At 59.6% G+C, this 23,095-nt stretch carries 25 protein-coding genes; 14 read left to right on the plus strand and 11 right to left on the minus strand.

Translation table 11 applies throughout. The annotated features are described in order from the left end of the window. Position 1: 1 nt before the first annotated feature. The gene (locus WAW39_RS09625) at positions 2-1,198 is read right to left on the minus strand and encodes an efflux RND transporter periplasmic adaptor subunit (RefSeq protein ID WP_422318184.1); all 1,197 of its coding nucleotides are present in this window, start codon (positions 1,196-1,198) and stop codon (positions 2-4) included. Positions 1,199-1,267: 69 nt separating this feature from the next. On the opposite strand from WAW39_RS09625, the gene WAW39_RS09630 reads away from it, so the two are divergent. The 4 genes from WAW39_RS09630 to WAW39_RS09645 all read left to right on the plus strand — a co-directional run bounded on the left by WAW39_RS09630 (position 1,268) and on the right by WAW39_RS09645 (position 5,853). Beyond that, positions 1,268-2,197 carry a LysR family transcriptional regulator gene (locus WAW39_RS09630; RefSeq protein ID WP_422318186.1) on the plus strand — a complete coding sequence of 310 codons (930 nt, stop codon included), beginning with the start codon at positions 1,268-1,270 and terminating at the stop codon, positions 2,195-2,197. Between the two features lie 127 nt (positions 2,198-2,324). Continuing rightward, positions 2,325-3,539: a phosphoglycerate kinase gene (locus WAW39_RS09635; RefSeq protein ID WP_422318188.1), complete on the plus strand. Its 1,215-nt coding sequence runs from the start codon at positions 2,325-2,327 to the stop codon at positions 3,537-3,539. A 39-nt stretch (positions 3,540-3,578) separates the two neighbouring features. Beyond that, complete coding sequence (tpiA, locus tag WAW39_RS09640; RefSeq protein WP_422318190.1) at positions 3,579-4,379, plus strand: triose-phosphate isomerase; 801 nt, start codon at positions 3,579-3,581, stop codon at positions 4,377-4,379. A 64-nt stretch (positions 4,380-4,443) separates the two neighbouring features. Next, the gene (locus WAW39_RS09645; RefSeq protein WP_422318192.1) at positions 4,444-5,853 is read left to right on the plus strand and encodes a neutral/alkaline non-lysosomal ceramidase N-terminal domain-containing protein; all 1,410 of its coding nucleotides are present in this window, start codon (positions 4,444-4,446) and stop codon (positions 5,851-5,853) included. Here the strand turns inward: WAW39_RS09645 and WAW39_RS09650 are convergent. The 3 genes from WAW39_RS09650 to WAW39_RS09660 are packed head-to-tail and all read right to left on the minus strand — an operon-like array spanning position 5,846 to position 8,384. After that, positions 5,846-6,427 carry a methyltransferase gene (locus tag WAW39_RS09650; RefSeq protein ID WP_422318194.1) on the minus strand — a complete coding sequence of 194 codons (582 nt, stop codon included), beginning with the start codon at positions 6,425-6,427 and terminating at the stop codon, positions 5,846-5,848. The two genes, WAW39_RS09645 and WAW39_RS09650, sit on opposite strands and share 8 nt — an antisense overlap. Beyond that, positions 6,427-6,942 (minus strand): hypothetical protein, encoded by a 516-nt coding sequence (locus WAW39_RS09655; protein ID WP_422318196.1) that lies wholly within the window; start codon positions 6,940-6,942, stop codon positions 6,427-6,429. Before WAW39_RS09655 ends, WAW39_RS09650 begins: the two co-directional genes overlap by 1 nt. Further along, positions 6,939-8,384 (minus strand): DUF1501 domain-containing protein, encoded by a 1,446-nt coding sequence (locus WAW39_RS09660; RefSeq protein WP_422318198.1) that lies wholly within the window; start codon positions 8,382-8,384, stop codon positions 6,939-6,941. Before WAW39_RS09660 ends, WAW39_RS09655 begins: the two co-directional genes overlap by 4 nt. Before the next feature lie 119 nt (positions 8,385-8,503). On the opposite strand from WAW39_RS09660, the gene WAW39_RS09665 reads away from it, so the two are divergent. The 7 genes from WAW39_RS09665 to WAW39_RS09695 all read left to right on the plus strand — a co-directional run bounded on the left by WAW39_RS09665 (position 8,504) and on the right by WAW39_RS09695 (position 15,419). After that, a complete protein-coding gene (locus tag WAW39_RS09665; protein WP_422318200.1) occupies positions 8,504-9,166 on the plus strand; it encodes a CDP-alcohol phosphatidyltransferase family protein in 663 nt (220 codons plus the stop codon). 7 nt (positions 9,167-9,173) lie between these two features. Next, positions 9,174-10,919, plus strand: a complete 1,746-nt coding sequence (locus WAW39_RS09670; protein ID WP_422318202.1) for a bifunctional alpha/beta hydrolase/class I SAM-dependent methyltransferase — start codon at positions 9,174-9,176, stop codon at positions 10,917-10,919. 60 nt (positions 10,920-10,979) lie between these two features. Then, a complete protein-coding gene (locus WAW39_RS09675) occupies positions 10,980-12,263 on the plus strand; it encodes a phosphatase PAP2 family protein (protein WP_422318204.1) in 1,284 nt (427 codons plus the stop codon). 92 nt (positions 12,264-12,355) lie between these two features. Then, positions 12,356-12,931: a DUF1802 family protein gene (locus WAW39_RS09680; RefSeq protein WP_422318206.1), complete on the plus strand. Its 576-nt coding sequence runs from the start codon at positions 12,356-12,358 to the stop codon at positions 12,929-12,931. A 15-nt stretch (positions 12,932-12,946) separates the two neighbouring features. Next, positions 12,947-14,056 (plus strand): alanine racemase, encoded by a 1,110-nt coding sequence (gene alr / locus WAW39_RS09685; RefSeq protein WP_422318208.1) that lies wholly within the window; start codon positions 12,947-12,949, stop codon positions 14,054-14,056. 69 nt (positions 14,057-14,125) lie between these two features. Further along, complete coding sequence (locus WAW39_RS09690) at positions 14,126-14,713, plus strand: PolC-type DNA polymerase III (protein ID WP_422318210.1); 588 nt, start codon at positions 14,126-14,128, stop codon at positions 14,711-14,713. 166 nt (positions 14,714-14,879) lie between these two features. Continuing rightward, a complete protein-coding gene (locus WAW39_RS09695) occupies positions 14,880-15,419 on the plus strand; it encodes a hypothetical protein (RefSeq protein ID WP_422318212.1) in 540 nt (179 codons plus the stop codon). 23 nt (positions 15,420-15,442) lie between these two features. On the opposite strand, the gene sufD is transcribed toward WAW39_RS09695, so the two are convergent. From sufD to WAW39_RS09725, 6 genes are all read right to left on the minus strand, one after another. Then, on the minus strand, positions 15,443-16,798 hold the full coding sequence (gene sufD / locus WAW39_RS09700; RefSeq protein WP_422318214.1) for a Fe-S cluster assembly protein SufD: 1,356 nt from the start codon (positions 16,796-16,798) through the stop codon (positions 15,443-15,445). 270 nt (positions 16,799-17,068) lie between these two features. After that, positions 17,069-18,487 (minus strand): Fe-S cluster assembly protein SufB, encoded by a 1,419-nt coding sequence (gene sufB / locus WAW39_RS09705; protein WP_395733896.1) that lies wholly within the window; start codon positions 18,485-18,487, stop codon positions 17,069-17,071. A gap of 50 nt (positions 18,488-18,537) precedes the next feature. Next, a complete protein-coding gene (locus tag WAW39_RS09710; protein ID WP_422318217.1) occupies positions 18,538-18,780 on the minus strand; it encodes a hypothetical protein in 243 nt (80 codons plus the stop codon). Between the two features lie 8 nt (positions 18,781-18,788). After that, positions 18,789-19,256 carry a type II toxin-antitoxin system VapC family toxin gene (locus WAW39_RS09715; protein ID WP_422318218.1) on the minus strand — a complete coding sequence of 156 codons (468 nt, stop codon included), beginning with the start codon at positions 19,254-19,256 and terminating at the stop codon, positions 18,789-18,791. A gap of 25 nt (positions 19,257-19,281) precedes the next feature. Next, complete coding sequence (gene sufC, locus WAW39_RS09720) at positions 19,282-20,040, minus strand: Fe-S cluster assembly ATPase SufC (protein ID WP_422318220.1); 759 nt, start codon at positions 20,038-20,040, stop codon at positions 19,282-19,284. Positions 20,041-20,063: 23 nt separating this feature from the next. Further along, complete coding sequence (locus tag WAW39_RS09725; RefSeq protein WP_422318222.1) at positions 20,064-20,528, minus strand: Fur family transcriptional regulator; 465 nt, start codon at positions 20,526-20,528, stop codon at positions 20,064-20,066. Between the two features lie 132 nt (positions 20,529-20,660). Here WAW39_RS09725 and WAW39_RS09730 point away from each other — a divergent pair, with 132 nt between their 5' ends. Further along, positions 20,661-21,137, plus strand: coding sequence for a cupin domain-containing protein (locus tag WAW39_RS09730; RefSeq protein WP_422318224.1), 477 nt, complete (start codon positions 20,661-20,663; stop codon positions 21,135-21,137). 59 nt (positions 21,138-21,196) lie between these two features. Then, positions 21,197-21,625, plus strand: coding sequence for a hypothetical protein (locus WAW39_RS09735; RefSeq protein WP_422318226.1), 429 nt, complete (start codon positions 21,197-21,199; stop codon positions 21,623-21,625). 1 nt (position 21,626) lies between these two features. Here WAW39_RS09735 and WAW39_RS09740 read toward each other — a convergent pair whose 3' ends face one another. Beyond that, positions 21,627-22,361, minus strand: coding sequence for a DUF1003 domain-containing protein (locus WAW39_RS09740; RefSeq protein WP_422318228.1), 735 nt, complete (start codon positions 22,359-22,361; stop codon positions 21,627-21,629). A gap of 86 nt (positions 22,362-22,447) precedes the next feature. Here WAW39_RS09740 and WAW39_RS09745 point away from each other — a divergent pair. Beyond that, positions 22,448-23,095: DEAD/DEAH box helicase (locus WAW39_RS09745; RefSeq protein WP_422318230.1), on the plus strand; the 648-nt coding region annotated here is incomplete at its 3' end.

A 23,095-nucleotide genomic window follows, 5' to 3' on the forward strand; every position in this document is an offset into this window, starting at 1 on the left:
GTTACTTGGTGGCCGCCACTGGCAGCATGTCCGTCGGTGTCGCCTTCACTTTGCCGCCATTGCGCACGCTCATGAGGCCGAGCACGACCACGCGATCATCCGCCTTCAGGCCGCTGCGCACCACGCGCAGTCCATCGAGCAGGGGTCCAAGAGTGACGGGCCGATAGACGGCTTTGTCTTCCGCATCGAGCACCCAGACGAAGCTGCTGCCCTGATCATCGCCCACGGCGGAATCACGAATGAGCACGCCGTCATATTCACCGCTGCCGGGAATGCGCACCTTGGCAAAGAAGCCGGGCGCCATCAGACGGTCGGTGTTCGGAAATACGGCACGGGCACGAATGGTGCCGGTGGCGGGATTGAGCTGGTTGTCCACGAAATCGACCTGGCCTTTGTGGGGCCAGCCTTCTTCGTTGATGAGTGACATCTCGGCGGGGATCCGTTCGAACAACGCGCTCACACGCTCGCCGTTTTTGTGCATTGCGCGGTATTTCAGCACCGAACGCTCATCCGCTTCGAGTTCACAGTAGATTGGATCAAGCTCAACAATGGTGGTCAGCAGCGTGGTGTTTTGGGTGCCGCCGCTGACAAGATTGCCTTCGGTCACTCGTGCATCACTGATACGTCCGCTGATGGGGGCGCGAATCTGGGTGAACTCGAGATCAAGCTTGGCGGCGCGCAGGGCCGCCTCCGCCGCGCGCACACCGGCCAGCTCCCCCGTGGCGCTTTTCAGGCGGCGTTCCGATTCCTCCACGGAGATTGCCTGACCTTGGCGCAATGCCGTGGCGTTTTTGGCTTCGACGCCGGCGAGTTCAGCCGTCGTTTTGGCTTGGGCGAGCATGGCCTCGGCACGTTCGACGATGGCCTCATAAGGGCGTGGATCGATGGTAAACAGCAGGTCTCCCGCCTTGACCTCCGTACCTTCTTTGAAGCTGACCTGGGTGATGTAGCCGGAGACGCGCGAGTGAATCTCCACGCGTTCACGCGCAGTCAGCCTCCCGGTGAATTCGTCCCAGTCCATGAGCCGTTTTGCGATGGGTTTGGCCACGGTGACTTCGGGGGTGGGAGTCTGCTGAGCTCCGCCAGGGCCCTGGGCACCGCGTTTGCAGGAGGTCAGGCAGCTCATCACGAGCAGGCCAGCCATGGCATTCCGCCAGGTGAGAATATGGGGAATCGGGTAAAACGAAGCGCGTTGCATGGACAGACTTACGTACGATGAGGCCTCGAAAATAGTGCATAAGTGACATATCGCTTATACAATAAATGAATGACCAACCTCAATGACCTCCAGCATGTCCGTGAATTTGTGCAGATCGCTGACACGGGAAGCATCTCCCGTGCCGCCAAAGTTCTCGGCATGGCCCAGCCCACGCTCAGCAGGCATCTGGCGGCTTTGGAGGCCCAGATGGGTGCACCGCTCATCCGCCGTGACACCCACACGATGAGCCTGACCACGGCCGGAATGATCGTGCTTTCGGACGCTCGCGAGCTTCTCACTCTGGCGGATCGCATGGGCAGCCGCCTGCGTTCTGAACGTCTTTCCCTGCGCGGCCATCTGCGCATGGTTTCCGTGGTCGATGTGGGCCAGTGGATCGCCTCCCGCGTTCTGTCACGGTTTAAAAAGCTGCATCCTGACGTCACCACCGAGCTTCACCTCATCAATCGCCCGACCAAATTCATCAAAGAGGGCTTTGATTGCGGTATCATGGTCGGTGCGCCCACCGACCGCCGGGTGACCATCCGAAAGATCGCCCAGCTCAACCGGCGTCTCATTGCGGCACCGTCGTTGTTGAAAAACCACCCTCTGCCCGCCCGTCCGGATGACCTGAACCATCTGCCCTGGCTGGGGATTTTGCAGCCGCACTTTTATTCTCGGGACCGGGTCGATCTGGAGCGGGCCAAGCAGGTCAAAAAGCTCAAGCTCGCTCCCGCCATGCTGCTGGATACCGTCACCGCTTTGCGTGAGGCAGCCATTGAAGGGGCCGGATTTACGATTCTGCCGGAGTGGATGGCGGCGCGTGACATCAACGCCGGGAGGCTGGTGCAGCTGCTGCCCGACTGGCATCTGGCCCCCCTCGATCTGCAAATCGCCCATGCCGCGCACGAACACCTGCCGCAGCGGGTGAAAAGCCTCATTGAGTTCCTTGAGCAGGAGCTTCCGCTCGAAATCCACCGGCTGGATTTGAATGAGCGGTAGGGTTTTCACCTATTTTTGGAAAAGCCTCCCGGCCCTCCAAAAAAATCCATGCGCAACGAGCACGCTCTGTGCTAGGAATCCGGCCCCACGCCGCCTTGCGGCCCGTTTACCCCCATCAAAAAACACCATGCCCAAGCAGACCATTCGTGACCTCGACCTCGCCGGAAAACGCGTTTTTGTGCGCGTCGATTTCAACGTGCCCCTCGAAGAGAAAGACGGCCAGATGGTCATCACTGACGCCACCCGCATTCAGGAGACACTGCCAACCATCAAGTTCCTGATCGAAAAAGGCGCCAAAATCATCCTCGCCAGCCACCTGGGCCGTCCGAAAGGCCAGCGTGATCCCAAGCAGAGCCTCGCCCCTGTGGCTCCAGCGCTGAGCGCCCTGATCGGCAAGCCGGTCGCTTTTGCCAGTGACTGCGTCGGTGAAGAGGCGAAGGCCAAGGCGCTCGCCCTCGGCAACGGCGAAGTGCTCCTGCTTGAAAACACCCGCTTCCATGCCGGTGAAGAAAAGAATGACCCTGAACTGGCCAAAGGCTTGGCGGACCTCGCGGAAATCTTCGTGAACGACGCCTTCGGCTCCGCTCACCGCGCGCACAGCTCCACCGCAGGCATTGCTGATTACTTGCCCGCCGTCTCCGGTCTCCTGATGGAGAAGGAACTGACCTGGCTGCACGACGAACTCGAAAACCCTGAGCGTCCGTTCGTGGTGATCCTCGGCGGTGCCAAGGTGAACGACAAGATCGGCGTCATCAACCGCCTGCTCGAAAAGGCTGATACCATCATCATCGGCGGCGGCATGGCCTACACCTTCCGCAAAATTGTCCAGGGCATCACCATTGGCAAAAGTCTCTACAAGCCCGAATGGGAGCCGATCGCACAGGCTGCCCTCGACAAAGCCAAGGAGCGTGGGGTGAAAATCCTCATCCCTGTGGATGCGATGATCACCGATTCCTTCGACTTCGACACGAAGAAGCTCGGCAACATCAAATTCACAGCTGCAGGCGAAAGCATCCCTGACGGCTGGGAAGGCGTCGATATCGGACCTGAGTCCGTGAAGCTCTTCTCCGACGAAATCGCCAAGGCCAAAACCGTCATCTGGAACGGTCCGATGGGCGTGTTTGAGATCAAGGAAAGCTCCAAGGGCACCTTTGACGTCGCTGAAGCCGTCGCGGCCAATTCCAGCGCCAAGACCATCATTGGCGGTGGCGACAGCGTGAAAGCCGTCAAGAAAGCCAAGCTCGGCGACAAAATGACCTTCATCTCCACTGGCGGCGGTGCCTCCCTCGAGCTCCTCGAAGGCAAAGTCCTTCCCGGCGTCGCCTGCTTGAAAGAAAAATAATCGCCCCCTCAGCTACCAACCCCTTTATTAAACATCCCCATGGCTTTCGTTCCCTTCCGCAAACCCATCATCGCCGCCAACTGGAAAATGCACATGACACCGCAGGAGACGGATGACTTCCTCCGTGCCTTCGCCCGTCTTGTGCCGGACAAAATTCCAGTGCAAATCGTCGTGGCTCCGCCTTTCGTCAGCCTGGCCAAGGCGCAGGACGCGCTCGTTAATGCACGTGAGCAGAGCGTTGAACTGGCCGCTCAAAACATGAGCGCCCAGCCAGCAGGTGCTTTCACCGGTGAGATCAGCGCCCGTATGATCAAGGAATGCGGCTGCAAGCACGTCATCCTCGGACACAGCGAGCGTCGCAGCCTTTACGGAGAAACCAACGCCATCGTCAACGCCAAGGTGCTCGCGGCCCTCGAAGCCCGCATCCACCCCATTCTTTGCATCGGCGAAACACTCGCTGAGCGTGACAATGGACAGATCGAACAGGTGCTTGGCAGCCAGCTGCGTGAATCCCTTGCGGACGTGGGACCGCGCCGCATCACCGACTGCGTCATCGCTTACGAACCCGTCTGGGCCATCGGCACCGGTCGCACCGCCAGCCCCGAACAGGCGCAGGAAGCCCACGCTTACACGCGTCAGGTGCTCGGCGAACTGTTTGGTGACGACGTGGCCGCCAAAATCCGCATTCAATACGGTGGCAGTGTGAAGCCTAGCAACATGGCCGAGCTGATCAGCCAGAAGGATGTGGACGGTGCCCTCGTCGGCGGAGCCAGCATGGAGCCCGGTAGCTTCTGGGAAATCTGCCGTGCTGCTATCGATTATGCGAATGCCAATGCGTAGCATTTTTTGCTACAATTAGGATTAGTCTTGTAAGCATTCGTCGCATTTGTTCATAATCGAACAAATGCGACGAATCATCCTCCCGATATTCTTGCTCCTCCAGGTGCCGTTGCTGGCGCAAACGGCACCGCTTTGGAAGGCGGGCGCTGTGGATGTCGACATCACGCCTGACTATCCGGTTCGTCTGAGCGGTTATGGCAGCCGCACGGCAGAGACTGCCAAGGTGGCGCAGCGGCTGCATGCCAATGCTCTTGCCCTGCAGTGGAAGGATGATGCTCCTGCGGTCATTGTCAGTGTCGATAACTGCGGTGTGCCCGCGTCTGTCCGTGCCGAGGTGCTCAAACGGCTTGCCACCGGCGGCAGGATCATTGCAGACGAGCGCTTCGCCCTGCATTCAACTCACACGCATTGTGCGCCGATGCTCAAAGGTGCGCTGCCTTTTCTTTTCGGCGAGGACCTGGCTGCAGATCAGGCAAAGCACATTGAGCGCTACACTGAGGAGCTGACAGCTCACATCGTCAGCATCATTGGTCAGTCATTAGACAAGATGGTGCCCGCCAGGCTCGAATGGAGTGTGGGCAGGGCCTATTTCGCCTTCAACCGCCGGTTGAAAACAGACGCTGGGTTCCAGAATACCCAAAATTTCAGCGGGCCGAGCGATCGTGCCCTGCCAGTCCTGTGCGTCAGATCTGCCGATGGGAAAAAGCTCATCGCTACGCATGCCAGCTACGCCTGTCACTGCACGACGCTCGGTATCGACGAGATTCATGGCGATTGGGCGGGGCTGGCACATGAGGAACTCGAATTGCGCTTTCCTGACTCTGTCTGCCTGATCGCCATCGGCTGTGGTGCAGATCAGAACCCTTACCCACGCAAGGAAAGCCGTTTCGCCGTGAATCACGGCGTCAGCATTGCCAAAGAAATCGTGCGTCTGATCAACGGCCCCATGCAGCCTTTGAACGGTCCGCTCAACTGTGGCCAGCGGGAGGTGATGCTGCCGTTCGACAAACTGCCCACGGTGGAAGAATGGAAGGCCAAAGCCGCCGACTCCAATAAATGGACGGCCTATCATGCCCGGCAGCATCTCGCCATGCTCGAACGCGGCGAGAAAATTTCCCCCGCTCTCCCTTATACCGTCCAGGTCTGGAATTACGGAAACGACCTGCTCACCATCAATCTGCCCGGCGAGGTGGTCGTGGATTACAGCCTGCGCTTCAAGAACGAATTCGATCCCGCCCGCACCTGGGTCAACAGCTACACCAACGACGTGCCCTGCTACATTCCCTCTCAGCGGGTTTGGGAGGAAGGCGGCTACGAAGGTGCCGGCGCCATGATCTACTATGGCCGTCCGACTCGTTTTGCTCCGGGGATTGAAGGCATTATTTCGGGCACTGTGAAACAGCTCGTCCCGCAGGATTTCATCACCCGGCGCATGCAGAACCCTGCTGCGCCCTTGGCTGGGGCTATCAAGTAGCAGCGAGCCGCTGCACGCGGAGATTTTCGCGGCCTTCGCGTCCCGGATAGGCCACCGCAGGCACATGACTTTCCACGACGTGAAAGTGCTCAGCAAACAAGGTGGTGAGTTCATCCGGCGAAATGCCGAAGGGTGGCCCGGTTTCCCCAGGATCCATTTCAGGATTGATGAAGAACACCCCCACCAGCAGTCCGCCTGGCTTTAACAAGGAAACCACCGCATCCCGATACTTCACTCGCCATTCAGGTGGCAGCGCACAGAGGCAGGTATGCTCCACGATGGCGTCATACTGGCCGCGAAACTCAAACAGATCCGCGCACACAAAGCGCTCCGCCAGATCAGGGTAGCGCTCCTTGGCACGTGCCACGGCGGCAGGCGCGATGTCGAGTCCGTAGGCGTCGATGCCGCTTGACACCAGATGCGCCACATCGTGGCCCACGCCGCACCCGGGTACAAGCACCCTTCCTGAAAGCTGGTTTTTGGCAACCCATTCCACCAGCGGTGGTGAAGGCAGGCCTTTGTCCCACGGCGTGAAGTTATCCTGATAGGCCTGATTCCAGTCGGTGATGTTCACTATGGTAGTTTTTCTTTCTGGTGCTTGATCACGCCTTGCAGGGTTGTCTGTCCGGTGTCTCCCGTGAAGGTGACTTTGCTTTCGATGACGTCTTTGGCATCGCCGGCGAATGCTTCGTTGATGGTGATGCTGCTTTCCCCGCTGCCAGTGACGGCCTTGAGTTCAAACGTGAGATTGACCTCCGACACATGGCCTTCAAACCGGATCGTCTGCGAACCTTCCGCTCCTAAGAGGATGGCCTCGTAGCTGTCCGCACCTTCGTTATACGTGATCGTCCATTGGAATGGCTGCGTGTCACCATTGATCGTGCGCGTCCCTTTGACCACAAAGGAATTGTCTCCTTCAGCAGCGCCGGTCCATTCCTCCTTGATGTCGAGGACATTGTTCTCCCCCTTCAGTTCACCCGCCGCCTTCCAGGTGCCGATGTAGTTTTTGAAGACTGGATTCATGCCAAGATCCTTGGCAGACAGGCTGGTGGCAACCAGCAGGCAGAGTGTGGCGAGCAGTGTCTTCATGCGATGATTTCCTGGATGACTTTGCCGTAGCTGATGGGCACGGGGCGGTTGACCACATCACGCACCTCCGTGTCCGGCTGAATGCCCAGCAGGTGATACATCGTGGTGGCCAGATCATCCGGCTTCACCGGTTTGTCAGCGGGATGTTCGCCGTTTTTGTCAGACGCGCCATGTACGTAGCCGCGCTTCACGCCACCGCCTGCCAGGAGGGCGGTGTAGCATTGCGGCCAGTGATCGCGGGAGACGTTCTTGTTGATCTTCGGCGTGCGTCCAAACTCACCCACCCACACGACCAGCGTTTCATCCAGCAATCCGCGTTCATCGAGGTCGGTCAAAAACGTCGGAAGTGTCTGCTCCGTGATCGGCATGTGATACTTCTCGATGATCGGGAACATGCGCGTGTCATTGAAGCCATGCGTGTCCCAGCCACCCTCGGTGGTGCTCTGCCCGCCGATACCCTGGGAAAAATTCACCGTCACAAACTTCACCCCTGCTTCGACCAGCCGCCGCGCCAGCAGCAGACTCTGTCCGTAAGGCGAGCGTCCGTAGCCATCACGCACCTTGTCCGGCTCCTTGGTGAGATCAAAAGCCGCACGCAGCTTCTCGCTGTGCAGCATCGACAAGGCCTTGTCATAGTAGCTTTCGATGCCCCGCGCCTCGGCGGAGTAATCCAGCAGCCGCGTCTGGGAATCGACCAGCTTTTGCAGCTCGCGCCGTGCATTCAGCCGCTCAAAGCTCACCCCGCTGGGCAGGCTCAGTTCGGGCAGCGCAAAGCCCGGCGCACTCGGATCACGCAGCACAATGAAAGGATCATGCTCCTTACCGAGAAAGCTCGCCCGTTGCCCCGGCGTCAGGGAGCCATCGCTCACGATGTAAGGGAAGGTGGCGGCTGTCGGGATTTCACCCTTGAGCGGTGCGATCCTGTCCACCACGGACGAATAGGCCGGAAACAGATCCGGCGAATCCTTCAGACGCTGGTCATCACTCGGCGGTGCGTGACCGCTCAGCGCGTAATAGCCCGCGCTGTTGTGATTCTTCATCGTGTGATGCACGGACCGCACCAGCGTCACCTTGTCCATCACCTTCGCCGTCTTCGGCAGCTTTTCAGAGACCCAGATGCCATCGGCGTTCGATTTGATCGGCTTGTGAAACCCGCGGATGCCCTCTGGCGCATCGGGCTTCATGTCAAAAGTCTCCAGATGGCTCGGTCCGCCCCACTGGAAGCAAAAGATCACCGACTTGGCGCGGGCGACGAGTTTGTCCAAGCCCGGAGTGGTGGCGGAGGCAGCCGCCAAGGCCGCAGTTTGCTGCGCGTCTGCGCCGCGGAGGAAGCGGGGCATGGTGAGGCCGAACATGCCGAGGCCGCCGGCAGAGAGAAGGCGGCGGCGGGTGACTGAAGCGCTGGGGGAGCAGGCTCCGGTGGGATTGGAGAAGGGCGGCATGAGGGCGGCGAACTGACTAACGACTATACGTGCGGGAGTGGTGGGATTATGCGGCGGATAGTGGCACAGCGTCAATCGGGCACTTGCGGGGACTCAAGGCGTGCTGTTGCATGGGGACCATGATCGACGACTCTGCCGCACGGCGTCCGCTTAAGTCACGCACGACGGCGTGGGCGGGGTTTTTCTCGCGATGGATGCTGAAGACGGGGCTGACGCCCAATGGGGTCTCGCTGCTGGGCATCGTGTGTGCAGCGGTGGCCGGTGGAGCGGCGTTGATGGTGCCGCAGAGCGCGCACGCCTGGGCGTGGTGGCTCGTGGCAGCGGCGGGGATTCAGCTGCGGCTTTTCTGCAACATGATGGACGGGCTGCTGGCTGTGGAGGGCGGCCTGAAGTCGGTGACGGGGGATCTCTTCAATGAGATTCCCGACCGGATTGATGATGCGTTAATCTTAGTGCCACTCGGTTATGCGGTGGGCACAGACTGGGGCATCGCGCTGGGCTGGGCGGCGATGGGCGGTGCTATCCTGACGGCTTACATCCGCGCGCTGGGTGCGAGCTTGACTGGGAGGCATGATTTCTGCGGGCCGATGGCGAAGCCACACCGCATGTTTGCCGTGACGGTAGGCTGCCTGTCGATGATGACTATCGATATTATGAATGTGAAAGCACCGCCGCTTATGCTGTGGTGTCTTGTGATTGTGAACGCTGGCATCGTGATCACTTGCTGGCGGCGCACGGCGCATCTCGCAAAGGCCTTGAATCAAAAACCCCCGAAAGGATGAGCGACGCATGAACTCTGAACGACTGCAATTCACGACGGATGACGGGCTGGCGCTGCACTACAAGACGTGGAACGTGGCGGGAGCGTCAAAGGCGCTGGTGCTGCTGCACCGCGGGCATGAGCATGCTGACCGGTGGGACACGGTGGTGCCGCATCTGGTGATGCCGGACACGGCGATCTATGCGTGGGAGGCGCGGGGGCATGGTCAGTCACCTGGAAGGCGCGGGCATGCGGCGGGATTCATGGAGTATGTGCGGGATCTGGACTCGTTTTTTCATCACCTGCAGAAGACGCATGGGCTGGTGCCGGAGCGGACGGTGGTGGTGGCGCACAGCGTGGGCGGTGTGGTGGGGGCGGCATGGGTGCATGATTTCGCGCCACGGATTGCTGGCCTGGTTTTGGCGACGCCCGCGCTGGAGGTGAATCTGATTGTGCCCGGTGCATTGACCGGCATCCGGCTGCTGCAGAAGCTGAAGGCGGATGCGACGATCAAAAGCTATGTGCGTGGATCATGGCTGACTCGGGACGCAGGAGCGGCGGCGGTGTATGATGCGGACACTCTCATTTCGAAGGACATCTCGGCAAAGATTCTGGTGGACCTCTTCGACACCGCGAAGCGGGTGATCAGTGATGCGGAGGTGATGGACCGGCCGCTGCTGATGTTCTCCGCCGGAGCTGACAAGGTGGTGAAACGTGAGGCGGCAGACCAGTTGTACGAGAACTATGGCAGCGACCAGAAGACCCACCTGACGCTGAAGGGCGCGCGACATGCGATCTTCCACGATGTGTGCCGGGATGAGGTGTGCGGGGCTATCAAGCGTTTTGCAGAGCGCTGCATTGCCAACTTCACGCCACCCCGGTTGGAGGCCGACTTGTCCCATCCGGTGACGAACGCGGAATTTGCGATGCTGAAGAAACCGCTGCCCTCTCCCTCCCTGCACGGGCTGTCGTTTTTGATTCAGCGCATCGGCCTGGGCACGCTGGGCAAGCTGAGCGAGGGGATCCGTATCGGCCATGCGACGGGGTTCGATTCAGGGGAGTCCCTCGACTACGTATACAAAAACAAGGCGAACGGGGGGCTGGGCATTGGCAAGGTCATTGACCGTGGTTATCTGGATGCGATCGGCTGGCGCGGCATCCGCCAGCGGCGGGCGTGCATGAACCAGGCACTGAAGCATGCGCTCAAACAAGTGAGTGAGTCCGGCATGCCGCTCCAGCTCATGGACATCGCAGGGGGCGCTGGGCGTTATCTGCTGGATGCGCTGGAGGACCAGGAATTTGGCTTTGATCTAAAGGTGCTGTGCCGGGACTGGAGCGAGTCAGCGCTGAATGCAGGGCGTGCGACGGCGCGCGAGATGGGACTGCAGGAGCGGATCACGCATCTGAAGGGCGATGCCTTTGACGAAAACTCGCTGGCGAGTGTGGAACCGAAGCCATCGGTGGCGGTGGTGTCAGGTCTCTACGAGCTGTTTCCAGAGAACGAAAAGCTGCAGCGCTCTTTGCGCGGCCTCTTCAATGCGGTGAATGATGGTGGCTGGCTGATCTACACGGGGCAGCCGTGGCATCCGCAGGTGGAGATGATCGCGCGGACGCTGACGAATCGTGATGGGCAGTTCTGGGTCATGCGCCGACGTCCGCAGGGGGAGATGGATGCGCTGGTGCAGGCTGCAGGCTTCAAGAAAGAGAAGCAGTGGGTGGATGACTTCGGTATTTTCACGGTGAGTTTGGCGAGGAAACCGAAGAGTGGTGCGTGATGGAGAGCCCGGACCGGGGAAAAATCTGCGCGCTACGAAATCATATCTATTGCTGCAATCATGCTGATGCAAAACCTGCCGAACCGAACCCTGCGTGAAGCTGGACTTGCATGGCCGGCGATGTGGCGGCTGGCGCTGGCGGGGGCGACGTTTGTGATCGTGTACAGCGGCTGCAACCTGTTCACGCACACGCGGGGAGATGTGCCGACGATGATGTTTGAATGGGAGCGGAGCATCCCTTTCGTCAAGGAACTGGTGGTGCCCTACTGGTCGCTGGACTTCTTCTTCTGCGGGGCGTTTTTTTTATGCGGAAGCAAGACGGAGCTGAATCTCCTGACGAAACGGCTGATGGCGGTGACCATTCTCAGCGGGGTGTTTTTCCTGCTGTTTCCGCTGAAGCTGGGGCTGCCGAGGCCGGAGCCGAGTGGATGGACGGCGCCGTTTTTCCACGCGCTGTATTTCAACGACCTGCCGTACAATCTGGCTCCATCGCTGCACATCAGTCTGCGGTCGATTGTGTGGGTGTTTTATGGGGCCCGTCTCACAGGACACCTGCGCACGGCGGTGAAGGTGTGGTTCATCCTGATCGGTCTTTCCACGCTGCTGGTGTGGCAGCATCACCTCATTGATGTGGCGGGCGGATTTATCATGGGCTGGGTGGTGGCGGCCCTGATCCCTGACCCGAGGCAGATGGGGACGCGGAATCCCTCGAAGAAATATGCGGTGCGTTATGGAGCGGGCGCGGTGGTGTTCGGGGCGCTGGGGTTCGCGTGGATCGGCTTTGTGTGGCCAGCGGTGGCGTGCGGAATCGTGGCGCTGGCGTATGCCACCGGGTTGTCGCGTCTTTTGGGCAAGGAGAACGGCACCCTGTCTCCCTCCGCCGAATGGTGCCTGCTGCCGATCCTGCTGGTGCGGGACTGGGTGCAGAAGAGGTGGCTGAAGCGGAAACCCGGCTGGTGTGAGGTGACGCCGGGCGTGTGCTTTGGGCGACGCATGACGGGCAAGGAGGCGGTGGCGATGGTAATGGCGGAAGGGCAGGGTGATCTGGCTGTGCTGGATCTGACGGCGGAAACGAATGCGCCGACGGCATTTCGGGAGCGGGCGTTTTACGTGAACCTGCCCCTGCTGGACTTGGTGCCGCTGAAGACGGAACAGATTGAAGCAGCGCTGGGGTTTATTCGTGAGCAGCGGGCGCTGGAGCGACGCGTGTTTGTGCATTGCCAGCTGGGCTTGCAACGATCGGCGCTGATCGCAGCCCACTGGGTGGTGGAGAGCGGGGAAGCAGTGGACCTGGCAGTGGCGGTGCGGCGCGTGCGGGAGCTGGAGCCAGATGTGGTTATCTGATAACCGAAGTGTGACCTCGTCATTTGTCATTATGACTTCGTTTTTTGCTCCTGCTTGCTCTCGCCGCTGCTCCGCTTACGTAACCCTCTATCATGCCTGATTTCACCACCCCCACCGGATTCAAAGAATGGTCCTTCGTCTGCGATGCCCTCGCGCAGGGCCGGCTCAGCATCATTTTGCGCAAAGGCGGCATCCACGAAGGTCGCGGCGGCTTTGAGTGGAAGCACCGGCAGTTCTTCCTCTTCCCTACCTGGTTCCACAATCAGGCCGAAAAACTCAGCTGGGTGCCCGAAAACACCCAGCGCGACTTCCCACCCGAAGAGGAACGCACCACCGTCGACATCGACGGCTGCGCCACGCTGGAGCAGGTCTGGAAAGTCACGGACTGGGACAAAGTGGCCGCACTGGCTCCGCTGCACATCTGGAATGAGGACGTGGTGAAGGATCGCTTCATCTATGACGATGAGACCTGCCTGCATGTCGCTCTCGTCCGTGCCTACAAACTGCCGCAGAACTGGCACTTCCCCTATGCCAAGAGCTACGGCGGCTGCCGCTCTTGGATCACCCTCCCTGAAGAAGGACTGCCCCTGGCTGCCGCAGCCACACCGGCGATGAGTGACGAAGCCTTTGCCGAAGTGTCAGCGAAGTTGAAAGCGATCCTGGGCTAGTCGAGTGTGCCCCACTTGAATCCAACCGACGCCATCCGCCCAGCCCACGTCGAGGTTAGCCTCGGTGCCATCGCGCAGAACTATGACGCCATCCGTGCGCATGTGGGCGCGGCGTCCGTCATGCCCGTGGTGAAGGCGAATGCCTACGGCCATGGCATCGTCGAGGTGGCGCGGCACCTGATGAATCATGGCGCGCCTTGCCTGGGCGTGGCGCTGCTGGAAGAAGCCATCGTCCTGCGTCAGGCCGGCATCACGCTGCCGATTCTCGTCTTTGGCGGTGTGGCCACGCGGCAGATCCCGCAGTTCATCGCGCATGATTTGATGATGGCGGCCTCTTCCATCGACAAGCTGCGCCAGATTGATGAAGCCGCCGCCGCAGTGAAAACAAAAGCGCGCGTGCATCTGAAGATCGACACCGGCATGGAGCGCATCGGCGTGCATTGGTACAACGCGGAGAAACTGCTGGAGGCCAGTCTGAGCTTCACGAATGTGGAAGTCGCCGGCATCTACTCGCATTTTGCCAATTCAGACTCCGCAGACCTCGCTTCAGCCAGAGAGCAGCTCGCACGCTTTGTTGAAGTGCTGGAGTTTTATCCAAAGCGCGGACTGCAGCCCCCCCAGCGCCACATCGCCAATTCCGGCGGCATACTGCAGCTTCCAGAGAGCCATCTCGATCTCGTCCGTCCGGGCATCATGCTCTATGGCGTCTATCCTTCAAAGGAGGTTCCGCATACCGTCACGTTGCAGCCGGCGCTGAGCTGGAAGTCTCAGGTGGTGTATTTCAAAGTCGTGCAGCCCGGTAGTTCCGTCAGTTACGGTGGTACCTGGCAGAGCGATCACCCGGTGCGTGTCGTCACCGTGCCCGTGGGCTATGGCGATGGTTATTTTCGGGCACTGTCCAATCGCGGACAGGTCGTCATTCGCGGCCAGCGGCATCCCATTGCGGGCCGTGTGTGCATGGATCAGTTCATGGTCAATCTGGAGTGGGGCACCGCCTACAATGGCGACGCCGTGACCCTCATTGGTGATGGCATATCCGCTCAAGACGTGGCGGATTGGGCGGGCACCATTCCCTATGAAGTGCTGACCAATATCAACTCCCGCGTGCCCCGGGTGTACGTTTAATGCCTTGCAATCAGCCTGCTATGGCCGCAACGAAGGGCTGGGATGCGACAGCGTGTTCCGCCCGCATTCATGAACCTCATCATCTTCGACCTCGAAACCACCGGCCTGTTACCCTCCCAGCATGAGATCATCCAGATCGCAGCCATGAAGGTGAAGAACGGCAAGTGGGATGAAGGAGAATACTTCGACAGCTATGTGCGGCCGGAAAACCGCATTCCGTCCTTCATCACCAAGCTGACTGGCATTTCGCAGGAGCAGGTGGCGGACGCTCCCCATCCCGTGGATGTGCTGATGGAGTTCTCCCGCTTCGTCGGTCATGATGCGACGCTCATTGCCCACAATGGCATTCGTTTCGACATGCGCTTCATTGCGGAGAACTGCAAACGCCACGCTATTCCGGTGCGCGAGACGAGCGCCCTCGATTCACGTGACTTCTCCCGCAAAATCTGGGGCGGCAAAGGTGGCCATGGTTTGGACGCGGTTCTGGGCCGCGTAGGCGTGTCCAGCAAAGGCGTGAAGCGCCACGATGCCCGCGTGGACGTTCAACTGCTGGCCCAGGCCGTTCAGTACATGTGGGAGCGTCTCACCCCGAGTGTGACCAACTGCCCGGTGGATCTTTCGGTCGGGGTGATTCCTGCGCTGGATCGCGTTTGTTGAAGTGGGGGCAAAGCTCTTGTGTCAGAACGCCACTGTCGAGCTGGTGCCATCGGTATATTTCCAAGCAGCAACGGATTGATGGAAAGCGTGGTTAAGACCGGAAGGTGTCAGGGATGTTTTGAAGCAAAAATTGCTTGAAGGCGAATGGTTGTTTTATCCTATGGTCATGATGCAAAAATTCTCCCGTCGTATTCTTATGGCTGTCGGCCTTTGTCTGGTCGCATGTGAAACGCCTTCCACAGTCAAAAATCCAGCCAAAGCTTATGCCAGCACCGAGGTCTTCCGGTTGAAGAGCGGTTCGCTGCTGGTGCAGGGAGATTGGGATTACATCGAGTTCACCACGACAACAGAACTTCCGCGGATGGTGCGAGGGGGGCTGGCTGCTCAAATAGCGTCTGGCAAGGCGCGCTATTTCCACTGTTATCAAAAAAATGTCCTGCAATTACAGGCGAGCGACATGCAGGAGACTGCAGAGGACCACGAGGTCACTTTGGAGGGACAGAGGTATGATCGTGCCGTCTTGGAACGGGCGGCTCAAGGCGAGGGCTTGGTCGTGTCGCTTCCGAACTCCCATCTGTCGCAGTCGCTCTCAGCGGCATACGTTCGTGGGTTTTTGCAAAAGGTGGACGAGGTGCTTAAAAACCCAGCAGCCAGCGGCGTCAAGACGATGATGGAGCCCGCGCAAAAAGTGCAGATGCGGCGATAAGAGGGCAGGGGGCGCCCCGCAGACTATACCGCGCGCTCCAGCTTTTCGTCGATGCGCGCCACCAGGGTGTCGAGCAGTTCGCCATTGCCAAAGCGTTCGATGACACCGGCCAGGAAGCCTTCGATGATGAGCTTGCGGCTTTCGCTGTCGCTGATGCCACGTGCTTTGAGATAAAAGAGCTCCTCATCGCTGATGGGGCCGCTGGTGGCACCATGGCTGCACTTGACCTGGTCGGCGCTGATTTCGAGTCCGGGCAGGCTCGTTGCCTCGGCTTCGTTGCTGTTGAGCAGGTTGCGGCAGGTCTGGTAGGCGTCGGTGTAATGCGCGCCTTCATCCACGGTGATGAGCCCGCTGAAGATGCTGCGCGATTTGCCGTAGAGGGCGTTCTTGTACAGCAGGTCGCTGCTGGCATGCGGGGCCTTGTGGTTCTGCAACGTGCGCTGATCGACCACCTGCTCGCCGATCGGCAATGACACGCTGAGCATGTCGCTGCGGGAGCCTTCGCCGATGAGATCGCTCACGCTTTCGCTGCGGCTGAAACTCGCGCCCAGCTGCACCTGGAAGCTCTTGATGGCGGAATCACGTCCTGCCACGATGCTGGAAAGATGCAGCGCCTGCGCATCATCCGCCAGCTCCTGGCATGCGGCATAGGTGATCTTGCTGCCACGTCCGCCGACGAGATCGGCAATGGCGATGCTGAGTCCGCCTTCGCCTTCGAGGCTGCGGTAATGATCGACCACACTGACTTCGGCATTGTCACCCGTCACGATGAGCGTGTGCGGGAAGATGGCGGCATGATCGCCGACCACCCAATGGAAGATTTCGACCGGCTTCTCAATCGCCACATTTTTTGGCACAATGATGACCGCACCTGCTTTCACGTGCGCGAGGTGCAGGGCCGCAAACTTCGCCGACCCCAGCGTCATCTCACGCTGCATGAAGTGCTCCTTGAGCACCTCGTTGTGATCCCGCAGCGCATCCGCAAAGGTCACGCAAACCACACCCGCAGGCAGGTTCGTGGTGTCAGACTCGACGAGCACGTCATTCACAAAGACAAAGCGTGCCGCACGTTCCTTGAGCCCTTCTGTGGCCGCGAGAGCAGCAGCGGTGTTTGCAGCCGTGGGGGCGATGGCAGGCTTATGATCAGCGAGCTCAATTTTCTTCGAGCTGGAGTAGCGCCAGTTCTCATCCTTGATGCCAGGCATCGGCAACGTCTGGAATTCAGCCCAGGCTGCTTCGGAGCGGGCGAGAAACCAGCCGGGGGCGGATTTCTCATCGCGCACAGGCACGGTGATTTCGAGGCCGGAAGGAGCGGGCTGATCAGGAGTGGCTTCGGCGGGCATGGAGGGGGATGTGGGAGCGAGGAGCGTGGCAGACATCGAAGGGAAGTGAGAGGTAAAAAGTCAGTGGTTAATGGCGGGCGGCATCTTTGGAACACAACGATGACAAACGCGTGGGTGTGATAAAAGCCGCGACAGCGTTTTGGAGTGCGCCGGCCCTCCGGCCCTCCGGCGCTTTCGGGCGATCACAGGCATGCGGAAAGGTCCGGCAGGATGGAATACTCCAGAGTGCCGTGACAAAGTCGGGCATCCCGCAGCTGGGATTCGTTGATGTTCGTTGTTCGTCATTCTGATTTCGTCATGCTGGCGCTAGCCCACGCTGCCTTCCATTTCGAGGTCGATGAGGCGCTTCAATTCCACGCTGTATTCCATCGGGAATTCCTTCACGAGGTCATTGATGAAGCCGTTCACGGACAAGCTCATGGCTTCAGCCTCGGTGAGGCCGCGCTGCATCAGGTAGAAAATCTGATCCGCGCTGACCTGGCTGACGCTCGCCTCATGCTGCGTGGAGTGCTGGTTGCCCCGCACGCTGATGGCGGGGTAGGTGTCCGTGTGGCTGTTGCTGTTGATCAGCAGCGCATCGCACTCCGTGTTGTTCTTGCAGCCCTTGAGGTGCTTTGGGATGTGAACCAGACCACGATAGGTGCTGCGGCCCTGACCGATGGAGATGGACTTGGAGATGACGTTGCTCGTGGTGTCATCGGCGGCATGGACCATCTTGGCTCCCGTGTCCTGATGCTGGCCGCTGTTCGCCAGAGCGATGCTGATGACTTCACCACGGGCGCGTTTGCCCTTCATGATGACGCCGGGGTACTTCATGGTGAGGCGGCTGCCGATGTTACAGTCGATCCAGCGCACTTCGGCGTCTTCATGCGCGATGCCGCGCTTCGTCACGAGGTTGAAGACATTGCTGCTCCAGTTCTGCACGGTCACATACTGAATCTTGGCACCCTTCATGGCGACGAGTTCCACCACCGCGCTATGCAGAGTGGCGGTTTCAAACTTCGGCGCGGTGCAGCCTTCCATGTACATCACTTCCGCACCTTCGTCGGCGATGATGAGCGTGCGCTCAAACTGGCCAAACTGCTCGCTGTTGATGCGGAAGTAAGCCTGCAGCGGATGCTTCACCTTCACGCCGGGCGGCACGTAGATGAATGAGCCGCCGGAGAACACGGCGCTGTTGAGCGCGGAGAACTTGTTGTCGCCCGTCGGGATCACCTTGCCAAACCACTTCCGGAAGATCTCGGGGTGTTTGTGCAGGCCTTCGGTGCTGTTCACAAAGATGACGCCCTGCTCTTCGACGGCTGCCTTGATGTTCGAATAGGCGGCTTCGGAGTCATACTGCGCTTCCACACCCGCGAGGAACTTGCGTTCCTGCTCAGGGATGCCGAGACGGTCAAAGGTCTTCTTCACGTCCTCGGGCACATCGTCCCAGGAGCGCTTCGGCTTCTGGCCGTCGCTGAGGTAGTAGCGGAATTCGTCGAACTTGATGTTCTCCAGATCCTTCGTGGCCCAATGTGTCGGCATCGGCTTGTCCTGGAAGACCTTGAGCGCCTTGTGCCGGAACTCCCGAATCCAGTCGGGATCATTCTTCACATCGGCGATGAAATCGACGGTCTTCTCGGTGATGCCAAAGCCGGAGTCGTACTTGTTGCGCTCGGGGAAAGTGAAATCGCCGACGCTGTCGACCTTGATGTCGGAGATGTCGTTGTCTGGGGCGGTGACCATAATGTTAAAGTTTGGCGGGTTTCAGGTTTAAAGTTTCAAGCTGGATGCACTCAGCTTTCAGTGTTTGCTGGAGGGTCTTCGCGGAGGATGAAGGATTCTGGAGGAGTGGACTGGTGGCTCGTGGAGCGACGGATGACGGGGCGGTTTGCCACGGGCCACCCCTCGCTTTTGAGTCGTTCGCTGACCTCATGCATGTGGGCGTTGAATTTGGAATGATCGTAACCACAACTGGCAAAGATCGCTTCACGATTGGCCCGCACTTCTGCGACGATAGGATCTTCGATGGTGTTCATGGCAGTCATTAGATGAGTTCGTCGGGGGTACCGATGACTGGTGGCGTAAAGCCTGCTTCCCGGCAGGTTTCTTCAATGCGTCGAAACATGTTCAGGTTGTTGATGTGTGTGCAGTTCCAAGTCAGCAGAAAGTCCATTCCGTGGACCGCCGCAATGGCGATGTGATATGCATCTGCCTCGGCTTTCTGAGGAAGACCGAGTTTGGCAATCAAACGCAAGGCCAGTAAACCAGTTTCCGGCGTTTCGGCTAACATGGGGATGCCTCTGAGACTGTCCAAGCGGAGGGCCGCCATTTCAGCTTCTCCACTGCTTGATTCTTCGATCACATACGAAGAGATGAAAAGGTCGAATTCTTTTCGGCGCTGCGTCCAAAAAATGCGCGTCGTTTCCTGATGCCCGGCGAGTACGATGTCACGACTAGGCCGGGCTACGAGGTAGCTCGGGATGGTCGTTTCGATATACACGCTGGGTTTCATCTCGATATGGCTTCAAAGGGTGGGGTTATGCTGCCGCCACCAGCGACTCATCAGTCACCCAGTCATAGCCGCGTTCTTCAAGCTCCAACGAGAGCTCTTTGCCGCCGGTCTTCACGATGCGGCCGTCTTTGAGGACGTGGACGATGTCGGGCTGGATGTAGTTCAGCAGGCGCTGGTAGTGGGTGATGACGAGGAAGCCGCGGTTCTCGCTGCGCATGGCGTTCACGCCGCGGGAGACAATTTTGAGGGCGTCGATGTCGAGGCCGGAGTCGGTTTCGTCGAGGATGGCGTACTTGGGTTCCAGCATCATGAGCTGGAGGATTTCATTGCGCTTCTTCTCACCGCCGGAGAAGCCTTCATTGACGCTGCGGCTGGTGAAGCTGCGGTCCATTTCCAGCTGGTCCATGCGGGCGTAGAGCTGCTTGTAGAACTTCACTGCATCGATGTCTTCACCCTTTGGCAGGCGGGCCTTCAAGGCGGCACGGAGGAAATTGGCGTTGCTGACACCGGGGATTTCATGCGGGTACTGGAAGGCCAGAAAGAGGCCGGCGCGGCTGCGGGCATCCACGGCCATGTCGAGGATGTTTTCGCCGTCCAGCAGGACTTCGCCGCTGGTGACTTCGTAGTCGTCGTGGCCGCAGAGGACCTTGCTCAGGGTGCTCTTTCCAGAGCCGTTCGGGCCCATGATGGCATGGACTTCACCGGGGTTGATCGTGAGGTTCAGGCCTTTGAGGATTTCGCGGCCGGGGATCTGGGCGTGGAGGGCTTTTATTTCGAGGGACATGGAAAGTGGTTTTGGGTTCAGGCTTACGAGTTCAGGGCTTTTTCCGCGCACTTGGAGCAGGTGCCATGGATGGCCAGATCCGTGCGGGCGATCTTGGTGCCGGCAGGGAGGTTCCAGAACTTGGCGGGATCGAAGTCGGTGGTGGGATGCGCGTCGATCACCTTGCCGCAGGTCTCGCAGTGGAAATGGATGTGCTCGTGCAGGTTCGCGCAGTAGCGGGACTGCCCACGCTCCAGATGGACGAGCTTGATGAGCCCTGCGGTGGTCAGGTGCTCCAGGCAGTTGTAAACGGTGGCCAGAGACATGCCGGGGCTGCGGCTTTTCACCCGGTCGAGGATGTCGTAGGCCGTGGGGTGGTCCGTGGAGGAGGCCAGGACTTCGAACACCTCACGCCGGTGCGGCGTCAGGCGCACGTCCGAACCCAGCACGGCAAGGCGGCAGTCCAGACCGGTAGGTTTGGCAGGAGTGCGTGAAGGGGAGGGGGGCATGACGAATTTAGAATTAGAATGATTCTAACTGCATTGGGAACGCTCACTTGGCAAGCGGGGATGCCGGTTTTGCTGAAAATTCTTTGCTCCAAATCACGCCAAAACGTCCGTCGCGTGCTACAACCTGCCCATATGACCCGCACCAATGCCGAAGACCTCCCCTGGACCCAGCAAAACTCCCCTCAAGGCAAGTACGGCCTCGCCCGCAAGTCACTCTCGATCGCCGCAGGCGGGCAGAAGGACATCGGCACCTGGGCTGGCGGCCATCCCTTCGATCTCGAAATCCAGCGCATTCCAGCGGGAAAGATCAATTTTCCCTTCCATGAACACACCGCCCAGTGGGAGGCCTACTACATCCTCAGCGGCGTCGGTGCGGTGCGCACCCCCAAGGGGCAGGAAGACATCAAGGCGGGCGACTACCTCGTCTTTCCTCCAGGAGAGGCCCACCAGCTCATCAACTACGGCACCGAAGACCTCACCTTTTTCGTCATTGCCGACCAGCCGCAGGCAGATGTGATCCACTACCCCGACTCCGGCAAATGGATGACTAAACCTCACCGGAAAGCCTTCGAAATGCAGGAAGTGGAGTACTTCAAAGGCGAGGAGTAGGCCAATTCCCGCACAAGCATTTGCGGTGTGAAGATCCGGAAATGCTGGCATGCTGAGTCATGAAACGACTTCTGCTCTCAGCCTGCCTCGTTCTGATTGCCTCCTGCACGCAGCCTGTCTGGGAAGAAAAATCTGCGACCGCGAGCGCCGGGTCTGGAAACTGGGGGCCGGCTCTCACCGTCCTCGAACATCAATGCGTGCACTGCCACGGCGACAACCGGCTCTCCACGATGCCGCCGATCAACGACACGCACGCACTTTCAAAGCTCATCGGCTCTCATTGGATTGTCCCCGGCAAACCGCAGTCCAGCCGCTTCTTCCAGGTCGTCATCTTTCCTGATGAAATCCCCGGAGCCATGCCGCCCAGCGGCCATGCCATCTCCAAAAAGGATGTTCAAGTCCTTCGCGATTGGATCAAAGCGGGGGCCAAACTGCCTGCGCAAAACGTGAAACTCATTCCAGTGGGGCCGCTGCCACGCTCGATCTGAATCACACGTGCGGCTTGCCGCGCCCGTGCGCCAGCTCGCGCAGCAGGTCGAGCTGGATTTGCTGCACCTCCATCAGCTTGGTGGCGTGCTGATGCAGCAGGTAGTCCATCTTTTCGTGCAGGTGGCGGATCTCGAGCTCGGCCTTGAGATTGATTTTGTAGTCACCCTCCGCGTGCTGGCGGTCGCGCGCCTCCTGCCGGTTCTGGCTCATCATGATCACCGGTGCCTGCAGCGAGGCCAGAAACGACAGCATGAGGTTCAGCAGGATAAATGGATACGGGTCAAATGGCTGCTTCAGCAGCACCCCGGCATTGATGACAATCCACAGGGCCAGAAACAAGCAGAATGAGATGATGAACGTCCAGCTCCCGCCGAAGTCCGCGATCTTGTCCGCCAGCCGCTGGCCAAAGGTGAGGTTCTGCACCTCCTCCGTCTCAGAGAGCGGGCGCTCGCTCAACACCTCATGTTTGTGCAGGCTTTCCACCACCTCCTCATCCAGTTTCGTCAGATCACCCACCTGGGTCTCCAGCAAATCGCGCATGTATTCCAGCCGGGCGGCGTTCACGGTATCCAAGCTCACCCGGGAGTCGTCGGCCAGTTCTGGATGACGGACGCGCAGGGTATGCGCAATGTTGGGACGCAGCTCCCGCAGGACAAAAAGCTTGGTGATCGGCTGTGACTTGCCAGTGACGGCACACACGCCTTGCTGCGCGGTTTTTGGACGGGTGGACTCCATGGCGGACAATACATCTGCGCAGCATTCGTCATTCGGAATTCGTCATCTGCCATTTTCCGCCTACTCTCCGCGCCCGTTTTCGTCTCATGCCGCACATCAGTTATCCCCCAGACCTGCCCATCACGGCCCGCCGTGACGAGATCGTTGCGGCCATTCGCCAAAATCAGGTGGTGATCCTGGCGGGCGAAACCGGCTCAGGAAAAACCACGCAGCTGCCCAAGATGTGCCTCGAAGCCCTGCACGATGTGCGCGGCCAGATCGGCTGCACGCAGCCGCGTCGTGTGGCGGCCATGAGCGTGTCCAAACGCGTGGCGGAAGAGCTGAATGTACCCTGGGGCCGCGAAGTCGGCTGCAAGATGCGCTTCAGCGACGACACCAGCCGCGACACCCGCATCAAGTTCATGACAGACGGCATCCTGCTGGCCGAGATCCAGAGCGATCCCATGCTGCGGAATTACTCCGTGCTCATTCTTGATGAGGCGCACGAACGCTCCCTGAACATCGACTTCCTGCTCGGCTATCTCGTGGGCCTGCTGAAAAAGCGCCCCGATCTCAAGCTGCTCGTCACCTCCGCCACCATCGACACCGAGCGCTTCTCGGCCCACTTCGGTGGCGCCCCGGTGGTGGAGGTGTCGGGTCGCTCCTACCCCGTCGAGCTGCGCTACCGGCCCATCGGGGACGAGCCCGGCGACCGGCGCGACCAGACCCAGGCCATCTGCGACGCCGTGCAGGAG

This window comes from Prosthecobacter sp. (assembly GCF_049294395.1).
In the GTDB taxonomy this organism is placed as follows: domain Bacteria; phylum Verrucomicrobiota; class Verrucomicrobiia; order Verrucomicrobiales; family Verrucomicrobiaceae; genus Prosthecobacter.

What these genes read in the sequence shown, in the direction of transcription:
- WAW39_RS09670 (WP_422318202.1), top strand. Translation starts at nt 9,174, where the DNA reads ATGAACTCTGAACGACTGCAATTCACGACGGATGACGGGCTGGCGCTG.
- WAW39_RS09655 (WP_422318196.1), bottom strand. Translation starts at nt 6,942, where the DNA reads ATGAAGACACTGCTCGCCACACTCTGCCTGCTGGTTGCCACCAGCCTG.
- WAW39_RS09715 (WP_422318218.1), bottom strand. Translation starts at nt 19,256, where the DNA reads ATGAAACCCAGCGTGTATATCGAAACGACCATCCCGAGCTACCTCGTA.
- WAW39_RS09645 (WP_422318192.1), top strand. Translation starts at nt 4,444, where the DNA reads ATGCGACGAATCATCCTCCCGATATTCTTGCTCCTCCAGGTGCCGTTG.
- WAW39_RS09735 (WP_422318226.1), top strand. Translation starts at nt 21,197, where the DNA reads ATGAAACGACTTCTGCTCTCAGCCTGCCTCGTTCTGATTGCCTCCTGC.
- WAW39_RS09660 (WP_422318198.1), bottom strand. Translation starts at nt 8,384, where the DNA reads ATGCCGCCCTTCTCCAATCCCACCGGAGCCTGCTCCCCCAGCGCTTCA.
- WAW39_RS09680 (WP_422318206.1), top strand. Translation starts at nt 12,356, where the DNA reads ATGCCTGATTTCACCACCCCCACCGGATTCAAAGAATGGTCCTTCGTC.
- WAW39_RS09695 (WP_422318212.1), top strand. Translation starts at nt 14,880, where the DNA reads ATGATGCAAAAATTCTCCCGTCGTATTCTTATGGCTGTCGGCCTTTGT.
- WAW39_RS09740 (WP_422318228.1), bottom strand. Translation starts at nt 22,361, where the DNA reads ATGGAGTCCACCCGTCCAAAAACCGCGCAGCAAGGCGTGTGTGCCGTC.
- sufC (WP_422318220.1), bottom strand. Translation starts at nt 20,040, where the DNA reads ATGTCCCTCGAAATAAAAGCCCTCCACGCCCAGATCCCCGGCCGCGAA.
- WAW39_RS09630 (WP_422318186.1), top strand. Translation starts at nt 1,268, where the DNA reads ATGACCAACCTCAATGACCTCCAGCATGTCCGTGAATTTGTGCAGATC.
- WAW39_RS09710 (WP_422318217.1), bottom strand. Translation starts at nt 18,780, where the DNA reads ATGAACACCATCGAAGATCCTATCGTCGCAGAAGTGCGGGCCAATCGT.
- WAW39_RS09690 (WP_422318210.1), top strand. Translation starts at nt 14,126, where the DNA reads ATGAACCTCATCATCTTCGACCTCGAAACCACCGGCCTGTTACCCTCC.
- WAW39_RS09625 (WP_422318184.1), bottom strand. Translation starts at nt 1,198, where the DNA reads ATGCAACGCGCTTCGTTTTACCCGATTCCCCATATTCTCACCTGGCGG.
- tpiA (WP_422318190.1), top strand. Translation starts at nt 3,579, where the DNA reads ATGGCTTTCGTTCCCTTCCGCAAACCCATCATCGCCGCCAACTGGAAA.
- sufB (WP_395733896.1), bottom strand. Translation starts at nt 18,487, where the DNA reads ATGGTCACCGCCCCAGACAACGACATCTCCGACATCAAGGTCGACAGC.
- WAW39_RS09725 (WP_422318222.1), bottom strand. Translation starts at nt 20,528, where the DNA reads ATGCCCCCCTCCCCTTCACGCACTCCTGCCAAACCTACCGGTCTGGAC.
- sufD (WP_422318214.1), bottom strand. Translation starts at nt 16,798, where the DNA reads ATGTCTGCCACGCTCCTCGCTCCCACATCCCCCTCCATGCCCGCCGAA.
- WAW39_RS09635 (WP_422318188.1), top strand. Translation starts at nt 2,325, where the DNA reads ATGCCCAAGCAGACCATTCGTGACCTCGACCTCGCCGGAAAACGCGTT.
- WAW39_RS09665 (WP_422318200.1), top strand. Translation starts at nt 8,504, where the DNA reads ATGATCGACGACTCTGCCGCACGGCGTCCGCTTAAGTCACGCACGACG.
- WAW39_RS09675 (WP_422318204.1), top strand. Translation starts at nt 10,980, where the DNA reads ATGCTGATGCAAAACCTGCCGAACCGAACCCTGCGTGAAGCTGGACTT.
- WAW39_RS09730 (WP_422318224.1), top strand. Translation starts at nt 20,661, where the DNA reads ATGACCCGCACCAATGCCGAAGACCTCCCCTGGACCCAGCAAAACTCC.